General features: G+C 48.9%; 17 protein-coding genes, 1 pseudogene and 1 riboswitch. Of the genes and pseudogenes, 9 read left to right on the forward strand and 9 right to left on the reverse strand.

Annotation, left to right across the window (positions count from 1 at the left end; all coding sequences use genetic code 11):
* The first annotated feature begins 122 nt into the window (after window positions 1–122).
* Window positions 123–974, forward strand: coding sequence for a DegV family protein (locus tag ACWHAR_RS08835; protein ID WP_029325952.1), 852 nt, complete (start codon window positions 123–125; stop codon window positions 972–974).
* A gap of 48 nt (window positions 975–1,022) precedes the next feature.
* Entirely contained in the window at window positions 1,023–1,145 is a 123-nt protein-coding gene (locus ACWHAR_RS08840; RefSeq protein WP_003155105.1) for a hypothetical protein, read from the forward strand.
* Window positions 1,146–1,193: 48 nt separating this feature from the next.
* Here ACWHAR_RS08840 and ACWHAR_RS08845 read toward each other — a convergent pair whose 3' ends face one another.
* From ACWHAR_RS08845 to ACWHAR_RS08860, 4 genes are all read right to left on the reverse strand, one after another.
* Window positions 1,194–2,444 carry a cytochrome P450 gene (locus ACWHAR_RS08845; RefSeq protein WP_032874428.1) on the reverse strand — a complete coding sequence of 417 codons (1,251 nt, stop codon included), beginning with the start codon at window positions 2,442–2,444 and terminating at the stop codon, window positions 1,194–1,196.
* A gap of 132 nt (window positions 2,445–2,576) precedes the next feature.
* Window positions 2,577–4,226, reverse strand: a complete 1,650-nt coding sequence (locus tag ACWHAR_RS08850) for a methyl-accepting chemotaxis protein (protein WP_032874426.1) — start codon at window positions 4,224–4,226, stop codon at window positions 2,577–2,579.
* Window positions 4,223–5,200, reverse strand: a complete 978-nt coding sequence (locus ACWHAR_RS08855; RefSeq protein ID WP_032874424.1) for a BMP family lipoprotein — start codon at window positions 5,198–5,200, stop codon at window positions 4,223–4,225. Before ACWHAR_RS08855 ends, ACWHAR_RS08850 begins: the two co-directional genes overlap by 4 nt.
* A gap of 171 nt (window positions 5,201–5,371) precedes the next feature.
* Complete coding sequence (locus ACWHAR_RS08860) at window positions 5,372–6,268, reverse strand: CvfB family protein (RefSeq protein WP_171006743.1); 897 nt, start codon at window positions 6,266–6,268, stop codon at window positions 5,372–5,374.
* Between the two features lie 99 nt (window positions 6,269–6,367).
* Between ACWHAR_RS08860 and ACWHAR_RS08865 the strand changes: the two genes are divergently transcribed.
* The 4 genes from ACWHAR_RS08865 (at window position 6,368) to ACWHAR_RS08880 (ending at window position 10,359) form a co-directional block, all read left to right on the forward strand.
* The gene (locus ACWHAR_RS08865; RefSeq protein ID WP_003155112.1) at window positions 6,368–6,859 is read left to right on the forward strand and encodes a YajQ family cyclic di-GMP-binding protein; all 492 of its coding nucleotides are present in this window, start codon (window positions 6,368–6,370) and stop codon (window positions 6,857–6,859) included.
* A gap of 100 nt (window positions 6,860–6,959) precedes the next feature.
* Window positions 6,960–7,081: riboswitch (SAM riboswitch) on the forward strand.
* A gap of 89 nt (window positions 7,082–7,170) precedes the next feature.
* Window positions 7,171–9,012, forward strand: coding sequence for a bifunctional homocysteine S-methyltransferase/methylenetetrahydrofolate reductase (locus ACWHAR_RS08870; protein ID WP_032874420.1), 1,842 nt, complete (start codon window positions 7,171–7,173; stop codon window positions 9,010–9,012).
* An 82-nt stretch (window positions 9,013–9,094) separates the two neighbouring features.
* Complete coding sequence (locus tag ACWHAR_RS08875; RefSeq protein WP_032874418.1) at window positions 9,095–9,535, forward strand: GNAT family N-acetyltransferase; 441 nt, start codon at window positions 9,095–9,097, stop codon at window positions 9,533–9,535.
* A gap of 197 nt (window positions 9,536–9,732) precedes the next feature.
* Entirely contained in the window at window positions 9,733–10,359 is a 627-nt protein-coding gene (locus ACWHAR_RS08880) for a pentapeptide repeat-containing protein (protein WP_032874416.1), read from the forward strand.
* A gap of 7 nt (window positions 10,360–10,366) precedes the next feature.
* On the opposite strand, the gene pdxR is transcribed toward ACWHAR_RS08880, so the two are convergent.
* Entirely contained in the window at window positions 10,367–11,809 is a 1,443-nt protein-coding gene (pdxR, locus tag ACWHAR_RS08885) for a MocR-like pyridoxine biosynthesis transcription factor PdxR (RefSeq protein WP_032874414.1), read from the reverse strand.
* 125 nt (window positions 11,810–11,934) lie between these two features.
* Between pdxR and ACWHAR_RS08890 the strand changes: the two genes are divergently transcribed.
* The gene (locus ACWHAR_RS08890; RefSeq protein WP_032874412.1) at window positions 11,935–12,543 is read left to right on the forward strand and encodes a LysE/ArgO family amino acid transporter; all 609 of its coding nucleotides are present in this window, start codon (window positions 11,935–11,937) and stop codon (window positions 12,541–12,543) included.
* A gap of 54 nt (window positions 12,544–12,597) precedes the next feature.
* Window positions 12,598–13,092, forward strand: a complete 495-nt coding sequence (locus ACWHAR_RS08895; protein WP_032874410.1) for a DinB family protein — start codon at window positions 12,598–12,600, stop codon at window positions 13,090–13,092.
* 45 nt (window positions 13,093–13,137) lie between these two features.
* Here ACWHAR_RS08895 and ACWHAR_RS08900 read toward each other — a convergent pair.
* Together ACWHAR_RS08900 and ACWHAR_RS08905 are read right to left on the reverse strand one after the other, a co-directional pair.
* Window positions 13,138–13,446: pseudogene (locus tag ACWHAR_RS08900) on the reverse strand (Gfo/Idh/MocA family oxidoreductase); the annotation flags it as partial.
* A gap of 35 nt (window positions 13,447–13,481) precedes the next feature.
* Window positions 13,482–14,345, reverse strand: coding sequence for an AraC family transcriptional regulator (locus ACWHAR_RS08905; protein WP_032874405.1), 864 nt, complete (start codon window positions 14,343–14,345; stop codon window positions 13,482–13,484).
* Window positions 14,346–14,467: 122 nt separating this feature from the next.
* On the opposite strand from ACWHAR_RS08905, the gene ACWHAR_RS08910 reads away from it, so the two are divergent.
* Window positions 14,468–15,835 carry an MATE family efflux transporter gene (locus ACWHAR_RS08910; RefSeq protein WP_032875187.1) on the forward strand — a complete coding sequence of 456 codons (1,368 nt, stop codon included), beginning with the start codon at window positions 14,468–14,470 and terminating at the stop codon, window positions 15,833–15,835.
* A 35-nt stretch (window positions 15,836–15,870) separates the two neighbouring features.
* On the opposite strand, the gene ACWHAR_RS08915 is transcribed toward ACWHAR_RS08910, so the two are convergent.
* The gene (locus ACWHAR_RS08915) at window positions 15,871–16,611 is read right to left on the reverse strand and encodes a squalene/phytoene synthase family protein (protein WP_032874403.1); all 741 of its coding nucleotides are present in this window, start codon (window positions 16,609–16,611) and stop codon (window positions 15,871–15,873) included.
* Between the two features lie 85 nt (window positions 16,612–16,696).
* The gene (asnB, locus tag ACWHAR_RS08920; protein WP_012117256.1) at window positions 16,697–18,538 is read right to left on the reverse strand and encodes an asparagine synthase (glutamine-hydrolyzing); all 1,842 of its coding nucleotides are present in this window, start codon (window positions 18,536–18,538) and stop codon (window positions 16,697–16,699) included.
* Window positions 18,539–18,590: the final 52 nt, after the last annotated feature.

Below are 18,590 nucleotides of genomic sequence, written 5' to 3' on the forward strand. Positions count from 1 at the left end.
TTGCTCCTCCGCTCATTTTCATTATTAGCTTTTCCCTTAAAACAAAGTTTTGAACACTATTTTGCCACATTTATATGATATAGTTGGCATCACTCTCACCAATCGGAAAGAAGGGAATTATGATGACAGTTCACCTTATTGCTGACAGCGCCTCTGACCTGCCGAAATCTTATATTGAAGAAAACCGGATCGGGTTCATTCCGCTGCACGTAACACTTGACGGAAACGAATATGAGGACACGGTCACCATTCAGGCGGATCATATATTTCAAGCGATGCGGGACGGGAAAGTTCCGAAAACATCCCAGGCATCACCGGATACGATAAAAAAAGTATTTTTACAATACGCGGAACTGGGAGAACCGGCGATATACATCGCCTTTTCCTCAGGTCTTTCCGGCACCTATCAGACGGCCGTAATGATCGCCAATGAAGTAAAAGAGGAATTTCCCGATTTTGATTTACGGATTGTAGATTCCAAATGCGCTTCTTTGGGCTGCGGCCTCGCGGTGATGCACGCGCAAACACTCTGTGTTAACGGGAATACAATACAAGAAATCGAAACGTCTGTAAAGAGCTTTTGCGCACGGATGAAACATATATTTACGGTCGATGATGTCGCTTATCTCGCGCGGGGCGGCAGAATTTCAAAAACGTCCGCTTTTGTCGGGGGGCTTTTGAACATCAAACCGATTCTGCATGTGGATGACGGCAGACTCGTGCCGCTCGAAAAATTGCGCGGACAAAAGAAACTGTTTAAACGGATTATAGAAATGATGAAGGAAGAAGGCGGCGATTGGGCGGATCAAACCGTGGGGATCAGCTACGCAGATAACGAGGAGACGGCGCTTCGGATGAAGGAAATGATTGAAGAAGCGTTCCATCCGAAAGAGATCATTCTTCATTCAATCGGCTCTGCGATCGGCGCGCACTCCGGGCCGGGTACGCTCGCGATTTTTTTCCTGAAGCCATAATTTCAATGCGGGCGGGCATCCTAACGGACAGAAGGGAGGCTTTGCCGCATGAAAGATGATGACAAAAAACCGTTGGACAATAACGCCGTAAATCAGAAAAAGAATCGGCTTGCCGAAAAAAACCGGCAGGCGGGAAAAAACCAGAATTCCAAAAAACCGGACCATCTGTAAAAGCAAAACAGCCCTCTTGTCTTAGAAGAAAGAGGGCTGTTTTTTGTTCTATATGCGTCTAACATCACTTATCACGAATCCGCTTTCAGGCAATGCCGGCATTCTGGACAGGCTGAAGCTCAAATCTTGGGACGGAACATCGTACTCTATTTCATTGGCAAGAAACGCAAGGGAAGTTTTCATGACTTCCACGGTCATTCCCTCACCCGGACAGCGGTGGCCGTTAGCCGGATCACCTCCGCCCTGGGGAATGAAATCAAATTTATTTTCCTCCCGCCCCTGAAAACGTTCCGGGCGAAATTCATTCGGATTCTCCCAAAGCCGGGAATCATGGTTTGTCCCATATAGGTCAAGCATGACGGAGGCACCCTTTTTAAACTCACAGTTCTTCCATACGAAATCTTTTTTCACAACGGCTCCTAAAAACGGGGCAAACGGGTAATACCGCCGAACTTCATGTGCAAATCTTTCGGCCTCCTGATCATCTCTCGATCTCAGTTTGCCCCGATATTCAGGGTAATCATGCAATGCAAGAGCTGAAAACGTAATAAAGTAAGAAATGGCGGCAATCGGGCGCAGAACATTAATAAGCTCAACAGCAGCCATATGAGAATTAAGTCTGTTCCCGTCAAGTTCTGTATGAAAAGCCATTTCATACAAGGCTGAGCCCTCCGGCGTTTGCAGCTTGCCGGACCGCACATCCTCAATGACCTCCTCTATCCATTTCTCCGTTTTCAGCCTCGCCCTTCTGCCTTTCCAATGACGCGGTCCGACAGCGCCGAATGCGTCTACCATATCGGTGAAATCCTCCGCCCGCTCTTTCACTTCTGAGTCTTTCAGCGGGACGCCGGCCCACTCACAGGCAGCCCGGCACAGCACTTTCTTCGCTTCATCAAAAAGGACAATTCGGTTTGAACCCTTCCACATTTCCGCAGATGCTTTCCACTGTTTTTCCACCGCTTCCGCAAGCCGTTTTTGCCGGGGCGGCGTCATCAGTGACATAAATAGAAGCTTCCTGTGCTTATGCCGTTCACCGTCCATTGCCTGGATTGCCCCTGTTCCGAATAACGTTTTCTGCACCCGTTTGGGGAGGGCCTGCTGCCGCTGAAATCGTTCTGTGTCATAAAAAAGCTTTGCGGCTTCCGCTCCGCTCATACAAATGAATGTCTTCCCTAATAAACGGGCGCGAAACACATCTGAGCGATAATTCTCCGCTCGGTTTTTCACAAATACATAACCATCGCGTAATAAAGCCAGACTATTATCAAGACCCTTTTCCTGCGGAATTTGTTCATCCATCCCGATTCCTCCCTTCTTTTTTCACCTTTCACGAAAAAGAATAAATATAAACACATGTATATTCAGTATTTGTGTTTCATTCAGAAGTTACTCATGTCAGGCTGCAAAAATCAGGGGCGGGGCAAAAACCCGTTACAAAGTAAACCGGCGGACCTGATCGTTTAACCGCTCTGTCAGGCTCACCAGATTATTGACGCTTTCCGCCATTTTATGAAAAGAAGACAGCTGCTCAAGCGCGGAGGCAGAAATCTCTTCGCTTCCCGCAGCCGTTTCCTGAACGACGGCGCTGATGCTTTCGGCATGATGCAGCACTTGCTCACCAAGCTGTTTCGATTCGATGATCCGTCCGTCCAATTGTGTAAGCTCCGCTTTAATATGGGCGGCTTTTTGTTCAATATGGGCGAATGATTCTGACGTTTTCTCCATCAGTTCCTGCTGTCTGTCCGCTAAAGCGACGCCGGTCGTGACAGCTCCGGTAATAGATGTGATGCCGTCTTCAATTTGCTTTACCATATCGAAAATCTGCGCGGTCGCTTTGGCTGATCCGTCTGCGAGCTTCCGTATCTCCTCGGCAACGACGGCAAATCCTTTTCCGGCCTCGCCTGCTCTGGCCGCCTCGATTGCGGCGTTTAATGACAGCAGATTGGTCTGGCCCGCAATGTCAGAAACGGTCTGCGCCATCATACTGATTCCTGCCGCATGCTCTATGAAGAGACCGGCGGCTTCGGAAATCTCTTTTGATGTCTCATTGCTTTTATCAATGGCTTGCTTGGTCTCGGCTAAAGCACCGCGCCCCGCAGCCACCGCCGCAATCGTCTCTTCGCTGCTTCTCGTCGTTTGTTTTGAACGTTCGGCGTTCGCCTTTGAATGTTCATCCATTTGTTCAATGAATTGCACCGCATGCTGCAGATCTTCTGAAATGGTTTGGGAGCCTTGCGCCATTTCTTCCGTCGACACGGACACCTGCTCGGTCATGTCCTTCAGCGTCTGGTTTTCCTTCGTCAAACCTTCCGCGAAAGTCTCGACTTCACGGCCGACCTCTCCGATCGCCTGAATTAAGGTGCGAAGCTGTTCAGCCATCATTCCGAATGAGTCATTCAGCTCTTTCAGTTCGTCCTTCCCTTTATAATCAAGCATTTCAACAGCAAGGTTCCCTCCTGCAATACGACGGGCATTTTCAGCCATACGGCGGATCGGCCCTGCGATTCTCTTCGTCAGCCTGATGGAAGATATGACGGTAACAGTAAGTATCACGATGGTCAGCACGGCTGCGCTGTAAACGATAAACTGAATCTGGTCAGCCGTCTGCTTCTGCATGTCTTCATAGTGATCCCGGCTTTTCAGATTCAGCATATAAATATCATTCAGAAGACCGTTGATGCGGGCCGCCGTCCTTGTCGCTTCAGCCGGGCTTTTCGAATCAAGAGCAGCGTCCGCCTCCGCCTGCCATGTTTCGTATTTTTTGGCGAGTTTGTCATAAGCGGCTTTGTCCGCATCGTCCGTCATCGTTTTTTTGAGGGCCGCCAGTTTGTATGAGCTGCTTTTCATATAGCTTCGTACATCTTCTTTCTGGGCGTCTGCGAGCGTATAGGAATAGCCGGTGATGCTTTCTTTTAACGTATTAAGGTCAGCTTTTGCTTCCTGGACGTTTAACAGCGCGTCCACTTCATCTTCATTTGAAGCCTGAATCTTCATCATGTTTACAATGGTAAAGCCGATGACGGCGGCGAAGCAAATCATCGTAACGGCTGCGTTAACGAGCAGCCTTGTCCGTAATGTCACTTCAGATCGCCTCCTTTTTCAATCAGGCTGTTTTTCATATCCGTGATCTTTTTCGTCAGCCCGCCTGCGTTTTTGACAACTCTGATCTTAGCTAAGTCCATGCCGTTTTCCTTCAGTCCGTAAACGATCTCTCCGCTTTTGATCTCCTTGTTGTCTTTTAAATCTTTCGCCAATTCATAGATGACTTGGTCGACGTTTTTCACTAAAGAAGAGATAACGGCGTGCTCGGCGGTGTAATATTGATCGCTGTCAACACCGATGGCATATACTTTTTGCGCCTCCGCTTCTTTCAGAGCGCCGACACCCGTGAAGCCGGCCGCCGTAAACAGGACATCGGCTTTTTTTCGGATCATGTTTTGGGCGATGCGCTTCCCGAGCTTATCATCATCAAACGTACCGCTGATGTCCGACAGCACGCGGATATTCGGTTTGACTGATTTCGCCCCTTTCAGATAGCCTTTCTTAAACCGTTTAATGACGTCGGCATCTGAACCGCCGATAAATCCGATCGTGCCGGTTTTGCTCGTCATGGCCGCCAGCGCTCCGGCTAAGTAGCTTCCTTCATCCTCTTTAAACGTGACGGAGGTGACATTATCCAGGTCTGATACGGAATCAATCAGCACAAACCGCTGCTTCGGATATTTTTTGGCGACCTTTTCTAAATCCGCCTGCATGCTGTAACCGAGCCCCACAACAAGATCATTGCCTTCCCGGACAAGCTGGGTCAGTCCTTTTTCGTATGTACCGGTATCTTTTATTTCCCGATAGTCAAATGTGATGCCGAGCTCGTCTCTCGCTTTCATCAAACCTTGAAAGCCTGAATCATTAAATGATTGGTCGCCGAGACCGTTGTCTGTCAGCATGATGCCGATTGTTTTCGTTTTGTCGGCCGCCGGTTCCTCAGATTTGCCGGCACATCCCGCCGTGCTGAGCGCAATCAGCAGTACAGCCGCAAATATCGCCATTTTTCTCATTGAAACTCTCCTTTTGTTTTTTTCTATAGTTATATATCGGTTCGGATGTCAGAATATTTTATTTCAATAAAATATGTATGTTCGGCAGGGTGATAAACAAATGAGGGCCATAGGAGCTTTTGAGAAAATAAAAAACATCGGTTTTGGTTCACCGATGTTTTTGCAGAAAATTTATTGTTTTTCGTATGTCCAGCCGTCTTCCTGATACACTTTGCCGTTTTTCATCAGGTGCCCGAGCGCCCGCTTAAAGGCGGCTTTGCTTAAATGAAACCGTTCGCGGATATCGTCAGGATGGCTTTTGTCTCCGTATGGCATCGCGCCGTTTCTTGATCTCAGATAGGTCAGAATTTCTTCCGCGTCAACCGAAAGCGCATCCTGCTTTCTCGGCAGCAGAGACATGTTGACCGAGCCGTCTTCCTTCACCTCGATGACACGCCCTGTCACGCGGCTGCCGAGTCTCGGCTCTTCTTTTCTTTCTGAAGGGTGAATAAACGCGCGGATGCCTTCATCGGTAATCAGAAAAGAGCCTGATGCGATCAGTCTGTACACCGTACCCGTCAGGTCTTTATTCATGACGTCTTCCCCTGCATCCGTAAATAATTCACTGATGATATCTTCAGGCGCCGGCTTGGCAAACATGCGCCCGCGGCTTGTCACCTTCAGCATGCAATACAGTCTGTCTCCTTTTTGCGGCCAGACGGATTTGTACGGAGGCAGGTGCTCCGTTGCGACGAGCGCGTCTTTTGACAGACCGACGTCGACGAATACGCCCATATCTTCCACAGCGTCCGTCACTTCCACCCATCCGTAGTCATAAAAGCTGATGAGCGGCTTTTTCATCGTCGCCGCGAGTCTTTCCTGATGATCGACGTAAATAAATACGTCCACTTCATCTTTGTCTTCGATATCCTCTGTGATTTCACTGTTATGTAAAAGAACCGTATCCTCGCCGTCGGTTAAAAAATAACCGAAATCGGTTTGGTGATCTATACTAAGCGTGAGCTGCTGCCCTGGTCTCATGTTATCGTCCTTCCTGATTCGCCCGTATGAGGCTGATGTTTTTCTCATTTTTTCCAATATGCATAAATTCATGCCTTATGCTGTTGGACATTTCTCTTTATTCTACTATAATCAACTCATAAGTGAAATGTTATAGGAGGTTTTCTCATGGCAAAAGAAAGTTCTTTTGATATTGTATCGAAAGTTGAATTTCCCGAAGTGCAGAATGCGATTCAGATGACGCTGAAAGAAATCGGCACGCGCTATGACTTTAAAGGATCGAAAAGCGATGTAACTTTAGAAAAGGAAGAACTTGTCCTGATTTCTGATGACGAGTTTAAACTGAATCAGCTCAAAGATGTGCTGAGCGGCAAGCTGATCAAACGGGACGTGCCGACGAAAAACATTGAATACGGCAAAATCGAAAATGCCTCAGGGGGCACGGTGCGCCAGCGCGCGAAGCTTGTACAGGGCATTGATAAAGACAGCGCCAAAAAAATCAACGCGGTGATCAAAAACTCCGGCTTGAAGGTCAAGTCGCAGATTCAGGACGACCAAGTGCGCGTCACCGGAAAAAATAAAGATGATCTGCAGCAGATTATCGCAGCCGTCCGCGGAGCAGACCTGCCGATTGACGTTCAATTTATTAATTTTAGATAAATTATGTGATTCCTATTGATTATTGTCTCTATTTTCGGTAAATTTGGAGAAAGGGATTTTCACAGTTAAGTTTTGGAAACCCATGACAATTACATGAACGTTCTTATCAAGAGAAGCCGAGGGACTGGCCCGACGACGCTTCAGCAACCGGTGTAGTGGTTTACCCAAACCATGACCAAGGTGCTAAATCCAGCAAGCTAAAAACAGCTTGGAAGATAAGAAGAGAGACAAATGATTACAAAGTCTTCTTCTTAAGAAGACTTTTTTTATTTCTCTTTTTTCCTTGCTGAATGTGACGAAGGAGGCAAACAATGGGACTATTACAAGACTTAAAAGAACGGATTTTAATCGGTGACGGCGCGATGGGCACTCTCCTCTATTCCTACGGCATTGACAGATGTTTTGAGGAACTGAACGTATCAAAGCCCGAAGAAATCAAGCGGATACATAAGGCTTACGTGGAAGCCGGGGCAGACATCATCCAGACAAATACGTACGGCGCGAATTTTATTAAGCTCTCAAGATACGGACTTGAGGATGAAACGAAAAAAATCAATCAGGAGGCGGTCAGAATCGCGCGCGCTTCCTCAGACGGCGCTTATGTATTGGGAACGATGGGCGGCATCCGCACCTTTAACAAAAACGCCTACAGCCTGGAGGAGATTAAACGCAGCTTTCGGGAGCAGCTTTATTTATTGCTGCATGAAGAGCCGGACGGCCTGCTTCTGGAAACATACTATGATTTAGAAGAGGCCCGCGAAGTGCTGAAGATAGCGAGAAAAGAAACGGAACTTCCGATTATGCTGAACGTATCCATGCACGAACAGGGCGTGCTGCAGGACGGAACGCCGCTTCGGGAAGCCCTCAGGTCCATTGCCGATCTCGGCGCTGACATAACGGGAATCAATTGCCGGCTCGGCCCGTACCACATGATTGAAGCGCTCACCGAAGTGCCGATTTTCCGTGACGCTTATTTATCGGTCTATCCGAACAGCAGCCTTCCGTCTTTAGAAGAAGGCCGGCTTGTTTATGATACGGACGATGCCTATTTCCGGGAGAGCGCCGTACAGTTCCGCACTCAGGGCGCGCGCATTATCGGCGGCTGCTGCGGTACGACACCCAACCATATCAGAGCCATGGCTGAAGCGGTCCGCGGACTTTCCCCCGTCACTGATAAAGAAGTGAAAATCAGACGGGAAGAAGAAATCATCTCAGTCAGCAGCGAACGGACCGAGCCGGGTTTAAACGAAATCGCCGCTAAAAAACGGTCAATTATCGTGGAGCTCGATCCGCCGAAAAAATTGAATTTTGAAAAATTTCTGCAAGCAGCGGCTGAATTAAAAGAAACCGGCATAGAAGCGCTGACTCTCGCCGACAATTCATTGGCGACACCGCGGATCAGCAATGCCGCCTGCGGTTCATTGCTGAAAGAGCGCCTTGATATCCGTTCTCTCGTTCACATTACATGCAGAGACCGCAACATCATCGGCCTTCAGTCACATTTAATGGGGCTGGATACGCTCGGGCTCACCGACATTTTAGCCATCACGGGCGATCCTTCAAAAATCGGCGACTTTCCGGGGGCTACTTCCGTCTATGATTTAACGTCCTTTGACTTGATCAGGCTGATTAAACAATTCAACGAGGGTATTTCTTTATCTGGGAAACCGCTCGGCAAGAAAACGAACTTTTCCGTAGCCGGAGCATTTAATCCGAATGTCCGCCATCTTGATAAAGCAGTAAAACGGCTGGAGAAAAAAATCGAGTGCGGAGCTGACTACTTCGTGTCCCAGCCTGTCTACTCGGAGCAGCAGCTCATTGACATTCATCATGAAACGAAGCATCTCAAAACACCGGTGTATATCGGAATCATGCCGTTAACGAGCAGCCGCAACGCAGAGTTCATTCATCATGAAATCCCGGGCATTAAGCTGTCAGACAGCATCCGCGAAAAAATGGCGCTCGCCGGCGAAGACAAGCGAAAGCAGAAAGCCGAAGGCCTCGCCATCGCCAAATCGCTTCTCGACACGGCGTGCGAACTGTTTAACGGAATTTATTTAATCACCCCGTTTCTCCGTTCTGATTTGACGTCAGAGCTTGCAGCTTATATTAAGCAAAAGGATGAAAAGCGGGCTGATGTATATTTGCATTGACGCGGAAGAGGCCGCCTGATATGACAGGCGGCTTTTTCATGGTACGATACAGAAAAAGAATCAAGCAAAGGAGGATTTTTTCATGGTTGAAGTAAAACCCATCACCGCAGAAGACACATACGCGATCAGACACAGTGTGCTGCGCCCCCATCAGACGATTGAGGATTGTAAATATGATCAGGACAGCGTCAAAGGAGCCTTTCATCTCGGAGGTTTTTACGACGGGACATTGATCAGCATCGCTTCTTTCTACCCGCAGAACCAGCAGGCTTTACAGGCAGCGCCCGCCTACCAGCTGCGCGGCATGGCGACGCTTGAGGAATACCGGACGCAAAAAGCGGGAAGCACGTTAATCGCCTATGCAGAACGGAAACTGGCAGATATGGGGGCGGCGCTTGTCTGGTGCAACGCCAGATGTCACGTAAAGGGATATTACGAAAAGCTCGGCTGGAAAAGCACGGGCGGCCCCTTTGACATCCCCGGCATCGGCCCTCATGTGATCATGTATAAAAAACTCGCCTGAAACAGACTAAAGCCTTTGGGGACATGTCTCTAAGGGCATTACCTTGAAGGTCACGTCCGCTTTTATATGCGACACTATTGACGCCCTCCCGCTTTTTTAATACCCTTTGTACATTACACAACAGCAAGGATGGCAGGCAGAAAACAATATCTGTCAATTGCCGTTTTCAGCTATTAATTCAGAAAAGGAAGTATGAGATGAATACGATCCAAAAACCGAAAATCCCGAAAGAATTGCCGGTGCTTTCTTTCACAGAAGCGCTTCAGGACGACCTCATCAAAGAAGTCGTCATAGAAAACGCCGTGATAAGCGGCAAACTGGACGGCCTGCGCGCCGAAAAAGTCATTTTCAGAAACACCGTTTTTACGGATGTCTCTTTCAGACATATGGAATGTACGGATGTCCTGTTTGACAAATGTGATGTCTCAAACGCTGATTTCAGCGGAAGCATCATCCATAGAACGGCGTTTCAGCATTCAAAACTTCTCGGCTTGAATCTGGCGGATTCCGCCATGCGTCATGTACGGTTTGAAGACTGCCTCGCACCTTACAGCTCCTTCAGCTATTCCAATATGAAGCATGTCCGGTTTGACTCGTGCGGCCTTTCAGAAAGTGAGTGGAATGATGCCGTTCTTGAATACACAGATCTTGACGCCTGTGATTTGAACGGCTCAAATTTTATCGGCACGTCTCTTTTTAATATAGATATCAGCACGTGCACATTTGATCACCTGCACGTCTCACTTGAGAAGCTGAAAGGATGCCGCATCTCTCCGTCTCATGCCGTGACATTCGCAGAAGCGCTCGGAGCCATTGTGACGTGATCTTTTATTAAATGAAACGGCGGGCGATGTCCGCTATCGTTTGAATGCCTTTTTCCAAGTCCGGCAAGGATGCGTACGAATAGGAAAGACGCAGGCTTTGCCGGTCTTCGGGAAGATAGAGAGCTCCCGGATTGATCAGCACACCGGCCTCCAAAGCACGGGTGAAAAGCGTCTGAACGGCGAATGCTTTATGGAAGGTGACCCAAATATAAAAGCCCCCCTCCGGCACATGCCACTCCGCAATATCTCCCGCGTATCTTTCAAGAAAACGCAATGCCGCATCTCTCCTGATTTTGAGTTCCTTTCTGAGACGCAAAAGGCGCGCTTCATAGCGGCCGCTTGACAGCCATTGACATGCCGCCCATTGAGATAAACCACTGGAGCCGTAATCCGTCTGCATTTTAATATCGGCGAGCCTGTCTGCAACCGGCTCAGGGGCGACGACCCATCCGATGCGCAGACCCGGGCTTACGGTTTTTGACAGCGTGCCGATATACAGTACATTCCCCTCACCGTCCATCGATTTTAACGGAGGCGGCGGTTCTTTATCGATCCATAAATCACCGTATGCGTCATCTTCAATGACAGGCAGACGGTGATTTCTTGCGAGCGCGATGAGTTCCTGCCGCCGCTTAAGTGACATTACCGTTCCGGTCGGATTATGGAATGACGGAATGGTGTACAGGAGCCCTGCTTCGTATTGCCGACGGTAAGCGGGAAGATGATCCGTTTTGATTCCGCTCCCATCCATCGGCACTCCCTTAAGCCTGACGCCCGCTGATTGAAACACACGCAGGGAATGGAGATACGACGGGTTTTCAGTCAGCATGACGGAGTTTGGTTTTAGCAGCCCGATTGAAATAAGCTGAAGCGCCTGCAGCGCGCCTGAGACGATTACGATGGATGCCGGGGACGCGTGAACCCCCTTTGTTTTCAAATGTTTCGCGACGCTTTGCCGAAGCTGCGGGCTGCCCTTCGGTTCTTCATAGCCGAGCGCAAAAATATTAGTTCCCGCTTCACGGAACAGTTCGGCCATCTCCTGCTCAGGCAGCAGCTCTTGACTCAGCTCACCCGTCCCCAGCCTGATCAGATCCAGACACGGCTCGTTTTGATTAATGGCCTGAATCAAGGATGAATTCGGCTGATGACTCCCCGATGTAACGTACGTGCTCCAATCAAGGGGCTTAGCCGCTGCCATGATGCTCCACGTATTGTTGACGACCTTTGTGCCTCCCCCTCTTTTTCCTTCCAGAAGACCTTGGGCGATTAACTCATCAACTGCTGCCGTCACTGTGCTTCGGTTGACCTGAAGCTCCTCGGCGAGCTTTCTTCGTGAGGGAATTTTCGTGCCGATGGTCCATTCGCCATGAAGTATTTTTTCTTTTATATGCTGTTCGATCTGGAGATAAAGCGGTATGTGCGACTCCCGATCCGGACGCCAGCGGTTCATACGTCATCCCTCCTTCTTTATTTATTATACATTTGGCTGGTTCAAGTACCAGCCAAATGGCCGGAGACATCAGCACACAGTGCGGCTACAATGAGATTTAGTTGACGATTGGAGGGTTTTACGAAATGAATGCCATTCTTCACGGAGTGATGCTCGCTTTCGGCCTTATTTTGCCATTGGGCGCGCAAAACGTGTTTATTTTTCAGCAGGGAGCCTGGCAAAAACATGTGTGGCAGGCGTTTCCCGCAGTGATTGCCGCCGCGGTATGCGATACGATTCTCATCAGCGCGGCCGTCGCAGGCGTGTCCATGATTATTGCAGAGATTCCCGTTTTTCAGACCGTCATGCTTATAGGCGGCTTTTTGTTTCTCAGTTTTTTAGGCTGGCAGACTTGGAGAAGCAAACCGCAGGCCGAACAGGTGAAAAAAACGGTTTTCTCGGCAAAAAAACAGGCGGTCACGGCCGCCATGGTATCCTTTTTAAACCCGCATGCGATTTTGGATACCGTCAGTGTCATCGGCACAAGCTCCGCCGCCTATCCGGGAATTGATAAATGGCTGTTTGCCGGTGCTTGTATCGCGGTTTCCTGGGTATGGTTCGCCGGACTGGCATTCGCGGGACGGCTCGTTCAAACGGCGGATACAGGAGGCCGGCTCCTCGGCATCCTGAATAAATGCTCGGCATTGGTGATGTGGGGTGCTGCTTTTTATTTTGCGGCCCTTTTGTTTCGATAAAAGGAATTCGGCCAGACCATGTTGAATGTACCGAAAGGAAGAGGGGGAATTGGAATGTCAGACATTTTAAAGCTGTATCACTACCACAGATGGGCAAATGAGCAAGTTATTCAGCATCTGAAGACCCTGCCCGCGGCAAGCTTACAGCAGAAACTGGATAGTGTTTTTCCGACTGTGAACGCCGTGCTTGTGCATATATACCGGGCTGATTACATTTGGCTTCACGTGCTTTACGGAGAAACTTTCGAACAAATCGTCTCGCAGTTTGATCAATTTGAAAAGCTTGACGGAGATTTTGAGGCGATTGAACATAGAATGACTGAACTGGACAAAGAATACAGCGAATTTTTAAAAGAAATGGAGAACCCGGAAGGTCCGATCTCTATTTCTCATCCGCGCATGGGAACGCTTCAGACGACATATGCCGATGTGATCCGGCATGTTGTGAATCACGGCACATACCATCGCGGCAATATCACCGCGATGCTTCACCAAATGGGCTATAAAGGCGTGCCGACTGACTACATTTTTTTCTCATACGAATCATAAAAAAGCAAAGGCCTCCCGGGCCTTTGCTTTTTTACTTCGAATCTATCATAATCCGGCATAGCTGGAGGCGCCCGGGGTGAGCTTTACAAGCCTTCCGGTTTTAAAAGATTCCGTCGCGGCGATCCCGATTTCTAAGTTAATCGCGGCATCGATGTCTGTCACAATCGGCGTTTCCCCTTTTTTCACACATTCGGCAAAGTGCTCAAGCTCCAGACGGTAAGCGTCTTTAAAACGTGCTTGAAAATCCGGAATAATTTCGCAGCTGCTGCCTGACTCCGTTAAAATGGTGACATGGCTTTTCCGCAGCGTACCGACCAAGATGCTTCCCGCCGTCCCGATCACTTCGGCGCGGATAAACTGCCTCCTACTTTTTGTTCTCTGGTATTAGGTCAGTCCGTTTTCCGGCTTACGAATTTGCGGTATTCAAGCGGCGAAATGCCTTCAATCTGTTTAAACAGTTTGGAAAAATAGGTCGGGTCTTCCATACCGATGGCATCCGCGATTGTCCCCATTTTGTCATTGGTTGCGGACAAAAGACGTTTCGCCTCCGTCATTCTGACTTTATTCGTATACTGGCCGGGCGTGACGCCGAGCACCTGCTGCATGCAGCGGGTCACGTAGTCTTGGTTGTAATGAAGAGCCGATGAAAGCGCTTTGATGGTTGTTTTCTCCTGATAGTGCTCCTGCAGGTACCGGGCGGCCTCCCATGCGACTCTTTCCTTTGCGGACGGGATTTGGAACGCTTCCTTCTGAAGATGGAGCAGCAGCTCTTCAAACAGAATCTGCTTTCTGAGCGGCAGATCGGAATTCTCGGCGCTGTCATCTGTCAGCACACTGAATTGCCCGGCCATAAACTGCGGACGTCTCACCTTCCCTTTTTGCGGCAGGGACAGGCGGTAGCGGGACGGCTCTTCAAAGCTCCCTTTTTTTCGCCTCAACTCTGACCAGTTGTTCCCGGTTGTTTCCGTCACCTCATAATCCGCTCCTTCAAAATGAAGCCACGAATAGGATGTCGTTTCTTCACTGCCTTTTGTCCCGTAATGTTCAAGGCCGGGAGAAAGCAGAATATATTCTCCGGCTTCAACGGAAAAGGCGTTTTCGTCTTCTGTAATGTAGAGGACGCCTTCTTTCACATACAGCAGATCAAACACCGGGAAGACCCGCCTCACATGGGTTTCGCCTTTTTTGAACACTCCTTCTCCCGCAGCGATAAAGACCGGGAACGGAGGAACTGTGAACTCGAGAAAGGACATATTTTCGGCCCTCCTTTTTAAGTCGGATTTTTGCAAGAAGTTTCGTTTCTCTCCCTTTTTATTATAAGAAAATGGAGGTACACTTTTAAACGTTGATTTTTTCAGGAAAGGGGTTAAAAGAAATGAAACAAGCGATTTTAAAACGGGCTGCATTCAAACAATCCTCTGATCACAAACTCTCATTATACGCGCTGACTTGGCCGATATTTATTGAGGTTTCATTATATATGTTTATGGGAAACGCCGACACTCTTATGCTTAGCCAATACTCTGACAACAGTGTGGCGGCCGTGGGTGTCAGTAATCAGATTTTAAATTTAATTATCGTGATGTTCAGCTTTATCGCAACGGGTACGACAATTGTGATTTCACAGTTTTTAGGATCTAAACAGAAAAAAGAGGCGCAGGAAGTGGCTTATGTATCAATAGGAGCGAACTTTGTCATCAGTCTCGCCATCAGCGCCGCCATATTTTTTGCGGCCGTTCCGCTGCTTCATGTGATGGGTCTTTCCAATGAATTGATGCCGGATGCCAAAGTCTTTTTGCAGGTGGTCGGCGGGCTGTCCTTCATTCAGGCTTTGATTATGACGTTCAGCGCCATTTTAAAAAGCTACGGTCATACGAAGGATACGATGTTCGTTACGATCGGGATGAATATTTTAAATATTGCTGGAAACTTTCTTGTCATTTTCGGGCCGCTCGGCCTTCCGGTGTTAGGCGTCGCCGGTGTTGCGATGTCAACGTCCTTTGCGCGGTTCATCGGGCTGATCGCGATGATTGTGATCGTCAAAAAACGCATCGGACTCGGTCTGACATGGCAAAAGATTTTTCACGTCCATAAAGAGCACTTGCGGAAACTCCTGAAAATCGGGATTCCGTCTGCCGGCGAACAGCTGTCTTACAACATTTCACAAATGGTTGTCACTTATTTTATCGCCATTATGGGCGCTCAGGCACTTACAACAAAGGTTTATACACAAAACATCACCATGTTTATCCTGCTGTTCGGAACGGCGATCAGCCAGGGCACACAGATTTTGATCGGCAGATATATCGGCGCCAAACGGTTTGACGACGCTTATGACCGCTGCATGAAAAGTCTGTACTGGGCGCTTGGCATTGCCGCTTTGACATCCGTGATCATGACCTTGTTTTCAAAGCAGCTGATCGGAATTTTCACAAGCAGTCCTGACATTATTGCGACGGCGAGCATGCTGATCGCCATGACGATCATTCTTGAGCCCGGCCGTTCATTTAATGTCATTATCATCAACTCACTGCGGGCTGCCGGAGATGCAAAATTCCCCGTCTACATGGCGATGATTTCCATGTGGGGTATCGGACTGCCTCTCGCTTATCTGTTCGGCATCCATTTCGGATTAGGGCTTATGGGCATCTGGATTTCATTTATCGCGGATGAATGGGTCAGAGGCATTCTTATGTACAGAAGATGGCGGTCACGGATTTGGATTCAAAAAGGGATTGCATAAACGCCCGAAGCTTCGTTATGAAGCCGGGCGTTTTTTTATGCTTGCGAAAGCTGTTTTCTCATGTCACCGAGCTCTGACCGGTAATGTGCCAGCAAACCGGTAACGGCGGGCCTTGAGTATAACGGAAACAGCTCCAGCTCTTCAGACGCCTCCTCGAAATACGCCTCGGCCTCGAATGCGATGTACTCCCATACATTCATAAAAGCTTTGTTGACGGTATGGCTCTCCAGCTCTTCTTCCGTATAGCCGAATTGCATCATCACCTGGCGCGGTAGGCGCTTTTTCGCCCGCTCATCCGTATGGACCCCCAGAAGCACCCGGGTCAGCTGAATGGCTGCTCCTAATGAAACGGCTGCATGGCGGAGTTTCTCTTGGTTCCGGCGCGCACAAACCGGCAGCAGCAGCAGGCCGAGGGCTCCGCCTGTTTGGCCCGCGTACATCAGCAGGTCATCAAACTCTTGATAAGTTACTTTTTCTCTGTCAGAGATTTGGCCGGCGATAAACTCACGTAACGGCTCTTCTTCAAGCGCAAATTGCTGCCGCACATCGGTGAGCGCCTCCCACAAAAAGCCGTCGGCGCGTGTCCCGTTCAGAAAGTCTTGTGCCGCCTGTTCAAATCCTCCAAGTTCCTGCACATCAAGCCGATCAGCTACGTGAAACAAAGCAAGCACCGCCCATGCGGCCCGCCTGTTTTTTGGCGGCAGGGATGAGAAAGTCCGTTTATATAAAGGAAAGTGCGCCTCGGCAAGCTGGGCGCATGTTTCGTATTCGGTCATGGTATCACTCCTCTGTTTTTTAGTGTACCATATGTTTCACAATAAAAAGACCGATATCCTTCAGCGGAAACCGGTCGCGGCACTGTTATTCTTCTATATCGATACGGTACGCCTCAAACCATGTATGGATCTGGGCAAGATGGGCGATCAGCTGCGGGCCTTTCATCAGCTGGCCGAACCACGGAACCTGAAAAGATGAACCTTCTGTCTCCAGCAGCATTTCCAGCTTCTTTCTGTCAAGCAGGGTGTGAAGCACGGAATCTTTCTGTTGTAAAATCGTTTTCAGCCATTCTGTGACCCCCTGCGTGTATTTCGGGTGATGTGTTTTCGGATAAGGGCTTTTTTTGCGGTACAAAATATCTTCAGGAAGCAGTCCTTCAAGCGCTTTCCGCAAGATGCCTTTTTCCCGGCTGCCATGCATTTTCATTTCCCAAGGAATATTCCAAACGTATTCCACAAGTCTGTGGTCGGCGAACGGCACCCGTACTTCAAGACTTGCGCCCATGCTCATGCGGTCTTTGCGGTCGAGCAGATTTGTCATAAACCAAAGCATATTTAAGTAGAACAGCTGCCGTCTCGCTTTATCTGTTCCTGTCTCACCGTCTAACAGCGGCGTTTCCGCAATGGTTTCTTCATATCTCGCATTCACGTATTCTCTAAGATTCAGCCGTTTTTGCCACTTTTCATCCAAGAGCGTGATTCTCTCCTCAGTCGACCTCATCCAAGGAAATCCGTCTTCTTCTGCCGCGGTGTGAAACCACGGATATCCGCCGAAAATTTCGTCCGCACATTCTCCGGAAAGGCTCACGACAAAATCTTTTTTAATTTCCCGGCAGAACCATAACAGCGAGGAATCAACATCAGCCATGCCCGGCAGGTCTCTGACGAGAACGGATTCCTCCAGATGTTCAACCAGCTGATCCTGCGTAATCACGCACTTATGATGCTGTGTGCCGAATGCATTTGTCATTTTATCGATCCACGGGCCGTCATCATTCGGCTGAAAGGCGCTCGCTTTAAAAAATTTGCTGTTCTCCTCATAATCAATTGAATAAGTATGAAGGGGATCTCTGCCTTGTTTCTCAAAATGAGCGGCGGCTATCGCGGTTATCGCGCTCGAATCAAGCCCCCCTGATAAAAACGTGCAAACCGGCACGTCAGATACGAGCTGGCGTGTCACCGCATCCTGAAATAAGTACCGAATGTGAGCCGCGGTTTCATCGAGGCTGTCTGTATGCTTTTCGCTCTTTACATTCCAATAACGCCATATGGACAAACCGTCCTTTGAGAAAGTGAACGCATGGGCGGGACGCACCTCGTGAATTCCTTTAAACACCCCGCAGCCCGGAGTTCTGGACGGCCCGAGTCCGAATACTTCCGCAAGTCCGCCGCTGTCTGTGCGGGCTTTCACATCAGGATGAGCAAGGATGGCTTTCAATTCCGACCCGAACAGAAAGGAAGAGCCGTGTTCTTTATAAAAAAACGGTTTGACGCCGAGCCGGTCTCTTGCCCCGAACAGCCGCTTGCGCTTTTCATCCCAGATGGCAAAAGCGAAAATACCGTTCAAGCGGTCCACGCACTCCTCCCGCCACTCAATATAGCTGTGCAGCAGCACTTCTGTATCAGAGGTCCTCTCAAAACGGTGGCCCCTCGCCTGAAGCTCCTTCCGCAATTCCTCCGTGTTATACAGCTCGCCATTATAAATGATGGTGTACGTTTCCTCTTGATGCGTGCAGGCCATCGGCTGGCGGCCGCCTTCAATGTCAACGACCGAAAGTCTTTTATGTCCGAATAAAACATGGGGCTCTCCCCAGACGTTTGAATCATCAGGCCCTCGTTTTGAAAGAGTGTCTATCATATTGTTCATAATATGTTTCTCTTGGACGAGCTGCTTTTGAAAATCGACCCAACCCGCAATTCCACACATGTGATATCAGCTCCAATCCCGTTTCTGTCGGTATCAAATTCGTTTCTATCAG

The sequence above is a fragment of the Bacillus sp. LR--39 genome (genome assembly GCF_053613335.1).

What these genes read in the sequence shown, in the direction of transcription:
- ACWHAR_RS08835 (WP_029325952.1), top strand. Translation starts at nt 123, where the DNA reads ATGACAGTTCACCTTATTGCTGACAGCGCCTCTGACCTGCCGAAATCT.
- ACWHAR_RS08840 (WP_003155105.1), top strand. Translation starts at nt 1,023, where the DNA reads ATGAAAGATGATGACAAAAAACCGTTGGACAATAACGCCGTAAATCAG.
- ACWHAR_RS08845 (WP_032874428.1), bottom strand. Translation starts at nt 2,444, where the DNA reads ATGGATGAACAAATTCCGCAGGAAAAGGGTCTTGATAATAGTCTGGCT.
- ACWHAR_RS08855 (WP_032874424.1), bottom strand. Translation starts at nt 5,200, where the DNA reads ATGAGAAAAATGGCGATATTTGCGGCTGTACTGCTGATTGCGCTCAGC.
- ACWHAR_RS08860 (WP_171006743.1), bottom strand. Translation starts at nt 6,268, where the DNA reads ATGAGAAAAACATCAGCCTCATACGGGCGAATCAGGAAGGACGATAAC.
- ACWHAR_RS08865 (WP_003155112.1), top strand. Translation starts at nt 6,368, where the DNA reads ATGGCAAAAGAAAGTTCTTTTGATATTGTATCGAAAGTTGAATTTCCC.
- ACWHAR_RS08870 (WP_032874420.1), top strand. Translation starts at nt 7,171, where the DNA reads ATGGGACTATTACAAGACTTAAAAGAACGGATTTTAATCGGTGACGGC.
- ACWHAR_RS08875 (WP_032874418.1), top strand. Translation starts at nt 9,095, where the DNA reads ATGGTTGAAGTAAAACCCATCACCGCAGAAGACACATACGCGATCAGA.
- ACWHAR_RS08880 (WP_032874416.1), top strand. Translation starts at nt 9,733, where the DNA reads ATGAATACGATCCAAAAACCGAAAATCCCGAAAGAATTGCCGGTGCTT.
- pdxR (WP_032874414.1), bottom strand. Translation starts at nt 11,809, where the DNA reads ATGAACCGCTGGCGTCCGGATCGGGAGTCGCACATACCGCTTTATCTC.
- ACWHAR_RS08890 (WP_032874412.1), top strand. Translation starts at nt 11,935, where the DNA reads ATGAATGCCATTCTTCACGGAGTGATGCTCGCTTTCGGCCTTATTTTG.
- ACWHAR_RS08895 (WP_032874410.1), top strand. Translation starts at nt 12,598, where the DNA reads ATGTCAGACATTTTAAAGCTGTATCACTACCACAGATGGGCAAATGAG.
- ACWHAR_RS08905 (WP_032874405.1), bottom strand. Translation starts at nt 14,345, where the DNA reads ATGTCCTTTCTCGAGTTCACAGTTCCTCCGTTCCCGGTCTTTATCGCT.
- ACWHAR_RS08910 (WP_032875187.1), top strand. Translation starts at nt 14,468, where the DNA reads ATGAAACAAGCGATTTTAAAACGGGCTGCATTCAAACAATCCTCTGAT.
- ACWHAR_RS08915 (WP_032874403.1), bottom strand. Translation starts at nt 16,611, where the DNA reads ATGACCGAATACGAAACATGCGCCCAGCTTGCCGAGGCGCACTTTCCT.
- asnB (WP_012117256.1), bottom strand. Translation starts at nt 18,538, where the DNA reads ATGTGTGGAATTGCGGGTTGGGTCGATTTTCAAAAGCAGCTCGTCCAA.